This is a genomic window from Nocardia exalbida NBRC 100660, assembly GCF_000308575.1.
In the GTDB taxonomy this organism is placed as follows: Bacteria; Actinomycetota; Actinomycetes; order Mycobacteriales; family Mycobacteriaceae; genus Nocardia; species Nocardia exalbida.
Map to the genome: position 1 here is coordinate 13,404 of NZ_BAFZ01000023.1, position 12,714 is coordinate 26,117.

General features: G+C 67.0%; 13 protein-coding genes and 1 pseudogene. 12 read left to right on the plus strand and 2 right to left on the minus strand.

The features are described 5' to 3' along the window. The first annotated feature begins 32 nt into the window (after positions 1 to 32). The 8 genes and pseudogenes from rplB to ON29_RS04380 all read left to right on the plus strand — a co-directional run bounded on the left by rplB (position 33) and on the right by ON29_RS04380 (position 4,326). On the plus strand, positions 33 to 869 hold the full coding sequence (gene rplB, locus ON29_RS04345) for a 50S ribosomal protein L2 (RefSeq protein WP_040864840.1): 837 nt from the start codon (positions 33 to 35) through the stop codon (positions 867 to 869). 15 nt (positions 870 to 884) lie between these two features. After that, entirely contained in the window at positions 885 to 1,166 is a 282-nt protein-coding gene (gene rpsS, locus ON29_RS04350) for a 30S ribosomal protein S19 (protein WP_039795442.1), read from the plus strand. Continuing rightward, positions 1,163 to 1,567: a 50S ribosomal protein L22 gene (gene rplV, locus ON29_RS04355; protein ID WP_040864841.1), complete on the plus strand. Its 405-nt coding sequence runs from the start codon at positions 1,163 to 1,165 to the stop codon at positions 1,565 to 1,567. Before rpsS ends, rplV begins: the two co-directional genes overlap by 4 nt. Continuing rightward, a complete protein-coding gene (gene rpsC / locus ON29_RS04360) occupies positions 1,568 to 2,362 on the plus strand; it encodes a 30S ribosomal protein S3 (protein WP_040774085.1) in 795 nt (264 codons plus the stop codon). A gap of 3 nt (positions 2,363 to 2,365) precedes the next feature. Further along, positions 2,366 to 2,782 (plus strand): 50S ribosomal protein L16, encoded by a 417-nt coding sequence (gene rplP / locus ON29_RS04365; protein WP_040864842.1) that lies wholly within the window; start codon positions 2,366 to 2,368, stop codon positions 2,780 to 2,782. Beyond that, positions 2,782 to 3,021 carry a 50S ribosomal protein L29 gene (gene rpmC, locus ON29_RS04370; protein WP_040864843.1) on the plus strand — a complete coding sequence of 80 codons (240 nt, stop codon included), beginning with the start codon at positions 2,782 to 2,784 and terminating at the stop codon, positions 3,019 to 3,021. Before rplP ends, rpmC begins: the two co-directional genes overlap by 1 nt. Positions 3,022 to 3,041: 20 nt before the next feature. Further along, positions 3,042 to 3,290 (plus strand): annotated as a pseudogene (rpsQ, locus tag ON29_RS04375) (30S ribosomal protein S17); the annotation flags it as partial. A 214-nt stretch (positions 3,291 to 3,504) separates the two neighbouring features. Then, positions 3,505 to 4,326, plus strand: a complete 822-nt coding sequence (locus ON29_RS04380; protein WP_051174869.1) for a phosphatase — start codon at positions 3,505 to 3,507, stop codon at positions 4,324 to 4,326. A gap of 2 nt (positions 4,327 to 4,328) precedes the next feature. Here ON29_RS04380 and ON29_RS04385 read toward each other — a convergent pair whose 3' ends face one another. After that, on the minus strand, positions 4,329 to 5,234 hold the full coding sequence (locus ON29_RS04385; RefSeq protein ID WP_040864882.1) for an NAD-dependent epimerase/dehydratase family protein: 906 nt from the start codon (positions 5,232 to 5,234) through the stop codon (positions 4,329 to 4,331). 51 nt (positions 5,235 to 5,285) lie between these two features. On the opposite strand from ON29_RS04385, the gene ON29_RS04390 reads away from it, so the two are divergent. The 4 genes from ON29_RS04390 (at position 5,286) to ON29_RS04405 (ending at position 9,123) form a co-directional block, all read left to right on the plus strand. Further along, positions 5,286 to 5,732, plus strand: a complete 447-nt coding sequence (locus ON29_RS04390) for a type II toxin-antitoxin system VapC family toxin (protein WP_040864845.1) — start codon at positions 5,286 to 5,288, stop codon at positions 5,730 to 5,732. 80 nt (positions 5,733 to 5,812) lie between these two features. Then, positions 5,813 to 6,268 (plus strand): NUDIX domain-containing protein, encoded by a 456-nt coding sequence (locus ON29_RS04395; protein WP_040864846.1) that lies wholly within the window; start codon positions 5,813 to 5,815, stop codon positions 6,266 to 6,268. Positions 6,269 to 6,455: 187 nt separating this feature from the next. After that, positions 6,456 to 6,926, plus strand: coding sequence for an EXLDI protein (locus tag ON29_RS04400; protein WP_157172648.1), 471 nt, complete (start codon positions 6,456 to 6,458; stop codon positions 6,924 to 6,926). 43 nt (positions 6,927 to 6,969) lie between these two features. Then, the gene (locus ON29_RS04405) at positions 6,970 to 9,123 is read left to right on the plus strand and encodes an MMPL family transporter (RefSeq protein WP_051174857.1); all 2,154 of its coding nucleotides are present in this window, start codon (positions 6,970 to 6,972) and stop codon (positions 9,121 to 9,123) included. A 152-nt stretch (positions 9,124 to 9,275) separates the two neighbouring features. On the opposite strand, the gene ON29_RS33590 is transcribed toward ON29_RS04405, so the two are convergent. Next, positions 9,276 to 12,239, minus strand: coding sequence for a helix-turn-helix domain containing protein (locus tag ON29_RS33590; protein WP_051174858.1), 2,964 nt, complete (start codon positions 12,237 to 12,239; stop codon positions 9,276 to 9,278). Positions 12,240 to 12,714: the final 475 nt, after the last annotated feature.

Sequence of the window (12,714 nt, forward strand, 5' to 3'; positions counted from 1 at the left end):
CGCTCGGGAATCCAGAAAGTAGAGAAGAACTCATGGCAATCCGTAAGTACAAGCCGACTACGCCGGGCCGTCGTGGCGCCAGCGTCTCGGACTTCGCCGAGATCACCAGGTCGACCCCGGAGAAGTCGCTGCTGCGCCCGCTGTCCAAGTCCGGCGGCCGCAACGCCCACGGCCGGATCACCACCCGGCACCGCGGTGGCGGGCACAAGCGGGCCTACCGTCTGATCGACTTCCGTCGTTTGGACAAGGACGGCATCCCGGCCAAGGTCGCGCACATCGAGTACGACCCGAACCGCACCGCGAATATCGCGCTGCTGCACTTCGTGGACGGCGAGAAGCGCTACATCATCGCCCCCAAGGGCGTGACGCAGGGCACCCGCATCGAGTCCGGCCCGACGGCCGACATCAAGCCGGGCAACAACCTGCCGCTGCGCAACATCCCGACCGGTACCACCATCCACGCGGTGGAGCTGCGTCCGGGCGGCGGCGCCAAGCTGGCCCGCTCGGCCGGCATGAGCATCCAGCTGCTCGGTAAGGAAGGCCCCTACGCCACGCTGCGTATGCCCTCCGGTGAGATCCGCCGCGTCGACGTGCGCTGCCGCGCCACCGTCGGCGAGGTCGGCAATGCCGAGCAGTCGAACATCAACTGGGGTAAGGCCGGCCGTATGCGCTGGAAGGGTCGCCGCCCCACGGTCCGTGGTGTCGTCATGAACCCGGTCGACCACCCGCATGGTGGTGGTGAGGGCAAGACCTCCGGTGGTCGCCACCCGGTCTCGCCGTGGGGTCAGCCGGAAGGCCGCACCCGCAAGCCCAACCGTCCGAGCGACAAGCTCATCGTCCGCCGTCGCAAGACCGGCAAGAAGCGCTGAAGGAGGAGGTAAGAAATGCCACGCAGCCTCAAGAAAGGCCCGTTTGTCGACGACCACCTCCTCGCGAAGGTGGACGTGCAGAACGAGAAGGGCACCAAGCAGGTCATCAAGACCTGGTCGCGTCGTTCGACCATCATCCCCGATTTCATCGGGCACACGTTCGCGGTGCACGACGGCCGCAAGCACGTGCCGGTGTTCGTCTCGGACAACATGGTCGGGCACAAGCTCGGTGAGTTCGCGCCGACCAGGACGTTCAAGAGCCACGTCAAGGAAGACCGGAAGAGCAAGCGGCGATGACGACGACCGAGACTCAGAACCCGACTGCGCGCGCGACCGCCAAGCACGTTCGCGTGACCCCGATGAAGGCACGCCGTGTCGTGGACCTGGTCCGCGGCAAGCGCGTCGAGGACGCCCTCGCCCTGCTGAAGTTCGCGCCCCAGGCCGCGAGCGAGCCGGTCGCCAAGGTCGTCGCCAGTGCCGCCGCCAACGCCGAGAACAACCTCGGCCTGAACCCGGCCACGCTGGTCATCTCGACCGCCTACGTCGATGAGGGTACGACCCTGAAGCGGTTCCAGCCGCGTGCCCAGGGCCGTGCGTTCCGCATCCGCAAGCGCACCAGCCACATCACCATCGAGGTCGAGAGCATCCCCACCGCCGGTGGATCCACTCGTAACCGCCGGAAGGGAGGGGCAAAGTAAATGGGACAGAAGATCAATCCCCACGGCTTCCGCCTCGGTATCACCACCGACTGGAAGTCGCGCTGGTACGCGGACAAGCAGTACGCGGACTACGTGAAGGAAGACGTCGCGATCCGCAAGCTCCTGGCCACCGGCATGGAGCGGGCGGGCATCTCCAAGGTCGAGATCGAGCGCACCCGTGACCGCGTTCGGGTGGACATCCACACCGCGCGTCCCGGCATCGTGATCGGCCGCCGCGGCGCCGAGGCCGACCGCATCCGCGCCGAGCTGGAGAAGCTCACCGGCAAGCAGGTGCAGCTGAACATCCTCGAGGTCAAGAACCCCGAGTCGGATGCGCAGCTGGTCGCCCAGGCCGTCGCGGAGCAGCTGTCCAACCGTGTGGCGTTCCGTCGCGCGATGCGCAAGGCCATCCAGTCGGCCATGCGTTCGCCGAACGTCAAGGGCATCCGTGTGCAGTGCTCGGGCCGCCTCGGTGGCGCCGAGATGTCGCGCTCGGAGTTCTACCGCGAGGGTCGGGTGCCGCTGCACACGCTGCGCGCCGACATCGACTACGGCCTCTACGAGGCCAAGACCACCTTCGGTCGCATCGGCGTGAAGGTCTGGATCTACAAGGGCGACATCGTCGGTGGCAAGCGTGAGCTCGCCGCCGCTGCCGCCGCGCCCGAGCGTCCGCGCCGGGAGCGGCCGAGCCGTCCGCGTCGGTCCGGTTCCGCAGGCACCACCGCGACCAGCACCGAGGCCGGGCGCGCCGCCACCGCGGTGGCCGACGCGCCGGCAGAGACACAGGAGGGCTGACGCATGCTGATGCCTCGCAAGGTGAAGCACCGCAAGCAGCATCACCCGGGTCGTTCCGGCATGGCCAAGGGCGGCACCTCGGTGGCGTTCGGCGAGTTCGGCATCCAGGCGCTGGAGCCGGCGTACGTCACCAACCGGCAGATCGAGTCGGCGCGTATCGCGATGACTCGCCACATCCGCCGTGGCGGCAAGATCTGGATCAACATCTACCCGGATCGCCCGCTGACCAAGAAGCCCGCCGAGACCCGCATGGGTTCCGGTAAGGGTTCGCCGGAGTGGTGGGTCGCGAACGTCAAGCCCGGTCGCGTGATGTTCGAGATGAGCTACCCGAACGAGGAGACCGCTCGTGAGGCCCTGCGCCGCGCGATGCACAAGCTCCCGATGAAGTGCAGGATCGTGACCAGGGAGGAGCAGTTCTGATGGCTACCGGAACACCGGCCGCAGAGCTCCGCGAGCTCACCGAAGAGGAGTTGGTGGCCAAGCTGCGCGACTCCAAGGAAGAGCTGTTCAACCTGCGCTTCCAGATGGCGACGGGTCAGCTGGACAACAACCGTCGTCTGCGCGTCGTCCGTCACGAGATCGCGCGCATCTACACGGTCATGCGTGAGCGCGAGCTCGGTCTGGCCACCGGACCCGCTGGCAAGGGAGATGCCGCATGAGCGACAAAGTAGAAGGGCAGCGCGGCACCCGCAAGGTGCGTGTCGGCTACGTTGTCTCGGACAAGATGAACAAGACGATCGTCGTCGAGCTGGAAGACCGCCACCGGCACCCGCTCTACGGCAAGATCATTCGCACCACCTCGAAGGTGAAGGCGCACGACGAGAACGAGATCGCCGGCATCGGCGACCGCGTTCAGCTGATGGAGACCCGTCCGCTGTCGGCCACCAAGCGCTGGCGCCTGGTCGAGGTCCTGGAGAGGGCCAAGTAAGCCTTTCCACGGCGTGAAACCCGAAGGCCCGCTTCCTGTTCCGGGAGGCGGGCCTTCGCCGTATCCGGGCATGTCCGGATTTCACGGAAGCGCGATGGAGTACCCATCGATGGGTACTGTCGTGGTTGTGTTGTGTGCGGCGATCGAGCGCGCCGCAAGCAGGCTCGTAGCCTGACCGATACGGCGAGCGAAGGCCGATGTGGAGGTGTGCGCGGTGGCATATGGGACTCGACCCGGCCGGCCCGATGACCGAGCGCCGCTGCGGGAGCATCTGCTCAGGACGCGGATCGCGGGGGATGTCGCGACGCCTCGGGAGGGGAATCTCTCGAATTATCGCAAGATGGTGGACAAAGATCCGGGGTACCAGTTCGGCCTGACGCTGAAGGATTGGACGTTCGGCGAAACCCTGGAGATGATGGCGCGTCTGTGCGGGGTCGACCCGGACCCACGTCATCGGCGGGGTCCCGACACCATCGACGTCGACCTCACCCTGGACGCGCTCGACGCGATGGGGGCGCGGATCGGCCAGGCGGCCCGCCGTCGGGAAACCGTGATCCTGGCGACCGGGCATCCCCACACGCTCTTGGGCGTCTATCGTGCCGTCGAGGATGCGTTGCGTGCCGCGGGATGCGTGGTGCTCGCGCCCGCCGCCGGATGGTCCTACCGGGTCACTACCCGTTTCGGACCGCAGAATCGCGAAATCATCTACACCTCGGGTGTTGCCGCGCTCGGCACCGACGGCAGGCTGGAACACACGCATGACCCGCACCCGATGCGGGCGATGCTCCGGGAGTTGCGCGACACCGAGCCCGACCACTGGCCCGACCTGGTCGTCGCCGACCACGGGTGGGCCGGTGCGGCGGGGGAAGCGGGCATCGAAACCGTCGGTTTCGCCGACAGCAACGATCCCGCCCTGTTCGCCGGACACGCCGAGGGAAAGATCGCCGTCACGGTGCCCCTCGACGACGGCATCCGCCCCGACCACTACCAGCCGTTGACCACCTACCTGCTCGACCGGGCGGGTCTGGGCCGGTGACGTCAGCGTGAATTCCGCCGTTCGTGGTCGGAGATGTCGCGGACTATGCTCTCGAGCTCGGAATGCCTCGGATACCAGCCTAATTCGGCCGCCGCCTTGGCGGGGTCGCTGATCAATGCGGCCGGTTCGGGCGCCGGTGGACGATGGATCAGCTGGATTCGACGGCCGGTCTGCTGTTCGACGGCGGCGACGACGTCGAGGACGCTGCTGCCCCGCCCACTGCCGATGAGGTACCGCTCGAACCCGCCCGGCGGTGTTTGCTCGAGGCACGCGGCGAAAGCGGCTGCGGCATCGTCGATGTGCAGGTAATCGCGTACCGCGCTGCCGTCGCCGTTCACCTCCAATGCCGAACCGTTCAGGGCGGCGGCGAACGTGCGGGGAATCAGGCGCGTGGGGTCCGGGTCGGCGCCGCCTGCCACGTTCATCAAACGCAGTACGGCAGCCGACAAGCGTCCAGTGCCCGCCTGTGCGTGGAGCGCCCACTCGGCGGCCAGTTTGCTTGCCGCGTACGGGTGCGGCGGTGCGTCGGGCAGATTCTCCGTCATCGGTTGAATCTCCGGAGTCCCGTATATCGAGCCGGTCGAGGCGAAGACGATCCGCGATACTCCGGCCGCGGACATGGCCTCCAGTAATGCGACCGTCCCGCCCGTATTGACGCGAAAGTACCGCAAGGGTTCGGTTATCGACTCGCGCGCGCGAGTGAGCCCGGCGAGATGACACACCGCCTCCGCGCCCTCCAGCGCCTCGCGCAGTGCGGCGTCATCCATCAGGTCGGCGACTCGCGCCGCCGTCCGCGAGGGCGAAACGCGCTTGCGAACCATCGCGATCGGCTCGTGCCCGGCTCTGCTCAGCAGGCGAACGACCGCCCGGCCGAGATAGCCGTTCGCTCCTGTGACGAGAACGCGCACCACACGATCTTGTCATCGACCAGAACTAGCTATTGATATGAACCGGCCCGCATGATCGTCATCGCAGACACCTCGGGCATCCTCGCGCTTTTCAATCGTTCGGATCCTGAGCATTTCGCGGTGCGCCGAGCCGCAGATTCAGCGAGCGCCATTGTCGTCACTCTGCTGGCGCTGACCGAGGTGCATCATGTTGCAAGTGCTCGCGCCGGACGCAAGGTGGCCGATGGCATCCTCGGTTTGATAGCTGACCGAGTGGCGTCGACGCGGATCGTCATCTCAGGCGTCGATGCGGCACAGTTGCATACTGCGGTCGATGTCCGTGGAAAATACGGCAACCTGAATCTCGACCTGGTGGGTGCGGTGTGTGTGGCTCTGGCCGACGAGTTCGATACCGACACCATCCTCACGCTCGACCGCCGCGACTTCCGAACCTTGCGTCCGCTCGGTCGCTACTCGGCGTTCCGGATATTGCCGGACGATTGGCGGCCCGCTACCTAGATGTGCCACATGTTCGGCGACAGTGCGACTCCCGGTGCTGGACAACGTCCTGACCGCGGGTTCGGCGATTTGCGCGGGTAATGAACGTCGGGCGAGCGCGGTTGGCTGCGGGGGCTTTGTTCGTTCGCGGCGATGAAATTCTGCTTGTGCACAAGACGTATGGCGATGGGTGGGATCTGCCGGGCGGGTATGTGGAGCCGGGGGAGGCACCGGCGGCGGCCTGTCGGCGGGAGGTCGGTGAGGAACTCGGGATCGACCGGGTCGCTCGTCGGCTGCTGGTACACGATTGGGCGCCGAATCCTGGTGAGGGTGACAAGGTCCTGTACGTCTTCGATTGCGGCGAACTCGGCGCCGATGAGCGAGCGATCCGCTTGCAGGAATCGGAACTCGACGCCTGGCGGTGGGTGGCGATCGCCGACGTCGGTGCGGTCGTGATCCCGCGCTTGGCGCGGCGCGTGCGGCAGGCGCACCTGGCGCACATCGATGGCTTGCCTCGCTACCTCGAACACGGCCGTCCGCTCGGGCCGGTCGATTAGCTGCGCGCGGCCTCGGCGCGTTGGTGAACCAGGGCTTGCGCTATACGTATACATCTACTTATAGTGAGATGGCGGCTCGGTCAGTCTGGAAACGTGGATTTCGCGCTCGGAGAGGCGGATTCGGAACGGGCCGACCTGCGGTAGACGCATGCCTGGATGCGCACTGATCTATGAAACGGGGAACATCATGACGACCGATCCGAACGACCTGAGCGGGGCAGGCACTGTCGAGGAGCGGGAATCCGGCGTCACCATCGTGAAAGCGCCCACCGAACCGGGTGACCTCCGCCAGATCGTGTTGCGGGTGGGTCCGGGCGGCGGGCGCAGGCAGCGGTTCGTCGGCAGGCTGCTCGGTGAGTCGCGGGAGTACGACAAGGCCGGGATGAACGTGGTGCGCGTCTACGTGAGCCGTAAAGGCAAGTACGTGGTGCACCGGCGGGAATCGAACTGGCGCGAAATGTTCGGCGCGATCGACTGGACGGACTGGAAGAATTGGCGCGAGCTGCTGGGGGTCGGCGGCGGTGAGCGCGAATGGGGTGACTACACGGTGGAGATCGTGGATTCGCCCGCTGAACTGGACGGCCGGATTCCGGAGCACATCTACCGGACGGTCGTCGATATCGCCGAGAACCCGACCTCGCAAGACCTTCAGATCTGAGACACCGCCGCTTTCGGCGAATCCGGAAAGGATTTCTTCGCAGATGTTCGCACGACTGGGGGCCGTGGTCGTCCACAATCCGTGGAAGGTGATCGGCCTGTGGCTGCTGCTCACCATCGCGGTGGTGGCCGCGGCGCCGGAACTCAAATCAACGACAGACCAATCCGCCTTCCTGCCTTCCCATTACGAGTCCATTCAGGCATTGGAGCTACAGCAGAAAGCTTTCCCGGACAGCTCAGCCCCCGCGGCGATCATCGTGTTCGCCCGCGAGGACGGCACGCCGTTGACCGACGCGGACGCGGCTTCGGTCGTGTCGATCGGCAACGACCTGCGCAACGCGCAGATCAAGGACGTCATCGGCATGCAACCGACGCCGCCGTCGGAGAACCGCCTGATCCAGATCATCGCGGTGCAGATGACGAAGGTGACCAACCCGAACGACACCACCCAAGGCGAAGCGGTCAAGGCGCTGCGAGCGAAGCTGAAGGAGCGCGTCGGCGACACCGAACTGAAGGCGGGTATCACCGGCCAGGCGGCGCAGGTGCTGGACCAGCGCGAATCCGGCGACAAGGGCATGGCCATCATCGGCATCGCCACCGTCGTGCTGATCCTGGTGCTGTTGCTGATCATCTTCCGCAGCCCGGTGATCGCGTTGCTCCCGATCGTCGTGATCGGGGCGGTCTCCAGCATGGTCAACGGATTGATCGCCGTGGTGGCCAAGGCCTTCGACTTGGAGATCGACGCATCGATCAGTGCCATCCTGGTGGTCGTGCTGTTCGGTGTCGGCACCGACTACATCCTGTTTCTGATGTTCCGCTACCGCGAACGGCTGCGGGCGGGCGAGGATCCGAAGACCGCCATGGTCAGCGCCGTCACCCGGGTGGGTGAGGCGATCACGTCCGCGGCCGGCGCGGTGATCATCGCGTTCATGGCGCTGGTGCTGTCCACGCTCGGCATGTTCCGCGCCATGGGCCCGGCACTGGCGATCGCGGTGGCGATCGCGCTGGCGGCGGGGCTGACGCTGGTTCCCGCGGTGGTCTCGCTGCTGGGCACCAAGGTGTTCTGGCCGTCCAAGGCGTGGCGCACCGAACCGAAGGGCGCGCGGTTCACCGCCGTCGGCAACGCGCTCGGTCGCCGGCCCGCTGTGTTCGCCGTGGCCTCCGGCGGTGTGTTGGTGGTGCTGGGGATCTTCGCCCTCGGCTTCCACCCGACCTTCGATCTCAGCTCCGGATCGACCTCGGAGGCGTCGGAATCCGTCGTCTACAGCAAGGAATTGGTCAAGGGATTGCCCGCCGGGACGACCCAGCCTTCGGATGTCCTGTTGCGATCCGACGGTGCGTTGACCACCGAGCAGCTCACCGCCTACCGCAACGAGTTGGCCGGTGTGCCCGGTGTGGGACAGGTGGCCGAGCCGAAGTTGTCCGCGGACAAGACGATCGCCGACTTCGCGGTGACGCTGAATGCCGCGCCGGAGTCGGATGCCGCGCTGGACACCGTCAAGGGGCGGCTGCGCGACACCGCGCACTCCGCTGCGCCCGCAGGTACGACCGCCGCGGTCGGTGGTTTGACCTCGGTGTTCGTCGATTTCCAGGACGCGATGGCGCGGGATTACGCGATCGTCTTCCCGGTGGCGGCGATCCTGATCATGATCGTGCTCGGGTTGTTGCTGCGCAGTCTGGTCGCTCCGTGGTATCTGATGGCCTCGGTGTTCCTCGGCTTCGCCGCAACGCTCGGCGCCGCGGTGCTGGTCTTCCAGCATTTCCGGGGCGAGACCGGCCTGATCTTCACCCTGCCGGTGATCATGTACCTGTTCGTGGTCGCGCTGGGCACCGACTACAACATCCTCATGGTCGCCCGGCTGCGGGAAGAGGCGCGCGAGGGCAACGAGCCGAAACAGGCCGCGGCACTGGCTCTGCGGCACACCGGCCCCACCATCGCGGCGGCCGGCGTGATCCTGGCGGGAACGTTCGCGTCGATGATGCTGGCGGGTAACAACGTCCTCGCGCAGATGGGCTTCGCCATCTCGGTGGGTATCGCGATCGCGGCCTTCGTCATGGCCATGTTCTTCACACCCGCGCTGACGGCGATCATCGGGCACAAGGCGTGGTGGCCGGGTCATGGTGATCAGAAACCCGAAGGTTCGGGAACCGGCGCGCGCGTCGTGGAACCCGCCGTCGGCGTGAGCCGATCGGAATAGGAGCCGCTGGGCCCGGGTGCTCGACCCGGAACAGAGCTGTGCACCCGGATCCACCGGGTGCACAGCTTTTTCGGGCGAGGAACGGTGCCAGGTTGTCGGAGGAACTCGCTCGCGACTCCGGCGGGCCGAAGCGACCGGCCGACGGGCGGCGCTCAGCCGATGGCCGCGTAGGGGCGGTGGACTTTGAGCGCCGAGTCCAGCACGCGAGTGACCGCGGAGCGGGAGACACCCAGTTCGTTCGCGATGGCGGGGGTCGAACCGCCCTGATCGGCGAGCGTCAGGATCTCCCTGACCTCCTCGATCGGCAGGGCGGACAGGCGCCGGTCGGTGATGGCCCGCGCGATCGCGGAGATCTCGTCGTCGTCGGTGGCGGCTTCCTCCGGCTCGGTGGGGAATTCGTCGTCCTCGTCGTCGGCATCGAGGATCGGCATCGGTTCGACGCGCGGGTGCGTGGGCTGGGGGGTTTCCTCGAGGGCCAGTTGTTCACTCTCCGCGTCGGCGGAGCGGTCGTTCTGCTCGGCGGACGTCGACTTTCCGCGCTTCGCCGCGCGCGGGGCGGTGGCGTTCGGATGCACCTGTGCGGCAGTGCCGGCGGTCGTGGCGGGCGGCGTGCGGGTGGCTTCGGTGGAGCCCGGGTGCCGGGCCGCGTCGTCGCCACGAGGTGCGCGCTCGATCGAATGTTCGCTCGGATGAGGGTTCACGTGCGGTGATGTCGCGGTATTCGTCCGTGCCGACCGCTCATCGAAACCGAAGCCGTCGTGCAGATCATCGAGCGAGATCTGCTGGGCCGCAGCGGACTGCGCGGGTTCCAGACGCGGCTTCCCGCTGCCGGGCGCAGACGCTCGCGCTCCGCTGATCGCGGCGTGCTCGGCAGCGACCGGGAAGGACTGTGCCGCTTCCGGGTCGGCCGCTCGGCTCATGGGTCCGTCGGTGCGGACATCCGAGACGCGATCGTCGATCGACGCGACCGGCTCGGATGAGGGCGCCTCTTGGCCACTGACAACAGACGCCGTCGCACTCCCGTCGGCAGCGTGGGTGCCCAGGTGGTCTTCCGCGGCGAGGGACGCGGTGTGCCTGTCGATCGGAAGAGGGTGCGGACTGATGTCGGTGGTGTGACCGTTGGTGGTCGGACGAACGTTGTGCCCATTGCCTGCGGGAGCGGCAACGGTATGGCCGTTGATGCCGTGGACGCCGGTGATCGGCCCGTGGGGAGCATCGCCGGTCGCGAGGAACTCGGCGGTGTGGCCGTTGAGAGTGGGCCGAACCGGATCACCGTTGGCCCGCAACTGCTGCACGTTGGTCTCGGCCGGGGAGCCAACGGCGTGGTTGTCGTCGGCCTGCGGGGAGTGTGCATTGTCGTTGGCAGGGGCGGCAGCGATGTCGGCGGCCGGTCGAACGGTGTATCCGTTGATCTGCGGGGGGTGTGCGTTGCTGTCGCCGGGGCGCTCGACGTTGCGGCCGTTGGCCTTTGGAGTACTGGGGGCCTGCTCGGGAGCGGCTTGGCCGGTGGTGGCGGGGAACCCGACTGTGTGGCTGTTGGTGGTCGGGTGGAGTGTGTGCCCGTTGATCTGCGGAGGATGGGCGTTGCCGTCGTCCGGGGGCGCGGCGGTGTGGCTGTTGGTGTTCGGGTGAACGGTGTGTCCGTTGATCTGCGGGGAATGGGCACTGCCGTCGGCGGTGTGGCCGTTGGTGGCCGGGCGAACGGTATGTCCGTTTATCTGTGGAAGGTGTGCGGTCCCGTCGACCGGGGTCTCGCAGTCGACCCGCCGGATGGATCGGCCGTTCAGGGAGAGGTCATGGCCGTTGACGGTGGTCTCGACCGGGAGACCGTTCGGAGCCTGCGGAAGTGTGGTTCCGTTCGGCCGGAAGCCGACCGTATGGCCGCTGGTCGAACGCTCGTCGGCCGGGCCGGAAGTGGAGTAGCTCTCACGCGTCTCGCCATTCTCAGGGTTCGCCGCAGCGAACTGGGCGTGATCGACTGACGAGCGACCGAGTGGACGGCCGTCGACCGACGCGATGCGGGTGTGGCCGTTGGTCAGCGAAAGGACGGCGTGGCCATTGGTGTAGTGAGTGTCGGTCGAGCCCGAGGCCTCGTCGGAGGCGACTTCTTCGTCGCCATCCTCACGACTCACCGCAGCGAGGAAGGCGTGGTCGGCGTCTGACGCGCCGGGCACGGTCGTCGGCCTCGTGGACTCGTCCTGCGTGTCGCGCCGCATGCCGGCCGATACGCCCGGAATCGGGCGGTGAGCGTAGGTTTCACTCCCGGGACGGCTTGTCGCCGCCCCGTCGAGCGAGTGATATCCATCGGCTTCCGGCATGCCCGGTTGCGCATCGAGACGGATCATCCGCCGGTCACCTTCGATCACCGGCGCGCCGTCGATCAGCACCGCGTACCGCGCGGCCACCCAGGCGTGCAGCCAGATCACGACGCCGACCATCACCGGCGCGATCGCGTACTCGGCGGCGCGGCCGAGGTCGCCCGCGGCGAGGTGCGGTCCGGTGTTGAGCGCGACGGTGGTGCCGAGCAGCGCCGCCTCGAAGAAGAGCACCTTGCCGCGCGCCAGCTCGCGGCCCCACCGCGCCGCGGTCGTGGCCGCGACCATGATGGTGATGATCGGGATCGAGATCATCGCCTCGATGCCGTAGCTCAACCAGTACAGCGGATCGGACATGTCGCCGCTGGGCACCAGATTGTGCTGCACGTTGACTCCGGCCCACACCATGCCGAGGACGACTACCGAGATCAAGGCGCGCGACGACCACTCCGCCCGCCGGTAGAGCTGCGCCAGGCGCGCGTCCTCGCTGGAGGCCCGCCGCCGCGCCGCCAGCGCGCGCCGGTGCCAGCGGTCGTCGGCTTCCTCCGAGCGGCGCAATGCCGCCGCCGACTTCCGATCACGCTGCTCGGCGGCCAGCTCCGCCTCGATTTCCCGGCGCCGCTGCTTGCGCCGCTGCGCACGAATCCATTCCGCGAGTTCGCGCTCCGCGGTGATCTCGCGTTCGGACAGCACTTCCAACAGCGCCGGATCCAATTGCAGGGGCAATTTGCCGCGCGCGGTCTCGACTTGCTGTGCCAGCGCGGCAATCTCGGAACTACCGTTCGAGGGTTCGTCGGGCATCGCGAGCCTTCCCAAGAGCAGGTGTCATGTCGGGTGGTGGAGACATGAGTGCTCGAACATATGTGTGATCGGAGTGAGACTAAACCGACCTCTGCTCGTGGTCAATGTGGCGGTCGCCGGACCGAAGGCGACACGCCGAACAGGCGAAATTCGTGGCCCGGCTCGAAAATCCGGATGAGCGGCGGATTCATCGGTACTGTCCGCGTGTCGAAACTCCGTTCGAATCATCGCATGACAAACGCGTGAAATTCTCCGCTACCACGTTCCCGCACACCTATGCCTCAGCCGAACGCCGACCCACCCAGCCAACCGCGCCCGCGTCGTGGAAACGTAGCGACACCAAGCCCGCGTCGTTCGCGTCCGAAATGGTTGCCGTGCTCGTACCGAACGTGCCTGAACCGATCACCTGATCCTGCGCAAGCCACTGTCCGTATCTTCCACACTCCCGCGCCCAGCGCACCGCAACTCCCGGTTT

Coding starts and splice junctions, on each gene's coding strand:
- rplB (WP_040864840.1), top strand. CDS start 33: ATGGCAATCCGTAAGTACAAGCCGACTACGCCGGGCCGTCGTGGCGCC.
- rpsS (WP_039795442.1), top strand. CDS start 885: ATGCCACGCAGCCTCAAGAAAGGCCCGTTTGTCGACGACCACCTCCTC.
- rplV (WP_040864841.1), top strand. CDS start 1,163: ATGACGACGACCGAGACTCAGAACCCGACTGCGCGCGCGACCGCCAAG.
- rpsC (WP_040774085.1), top strand. CDS start 1,568: ATGGGACAGAAGATCAATCCCCACGGCTTCCGCCTCGGTATCACCACC.
- rplP (WP_040864842.1), top strand. CDS start 2,366: ATGCTGATGCCTCGCAAGGTGAAGCACCGCAAGCAGCATCACCCGGGT.
- rpmC (WP_040864843.1), top strand. CDS start 2,782: ATGGCTACCGGAACACCGGCCGCAGAGCTCCGCGAGCTCACCGAAGAG.
- ON29_RS04390 (WP_040864845.1), top strand. CDS start 5,286: ATGATCGTCATCGCAGACACCTCGGGCATCCTCGCGCTTTTCAATCGT.
- ON29_RS04395 (WP_040864846.1), top strand. CDS start 5,813: ATGAACGTCGGGCGAGCGCGGTTGGCTGCGGGGGCTTTGTTCGTTCGC.
- ON29_RS04400 (WP_157172648.1), top strand. CDS start 6,456: ATGACGACCGATCCGAACGACCTGAGCGGGGCAGGCACTGTCGAGGAG.
- ON29_RS04405 (WP_051174857.1), top strand. CDS start 6,970: ATGTTCGCACGACTGGGGGCCGTGGTCGTCCACAATCCGTGGAAGGTG.
- ON29_RS33590 (WP_051174858.1), bottom strand. CDS start 12,239: ATGCCCGACGAACCCTCGAACGGTAGTTCCGAGATTGCCGCGCTGGCA.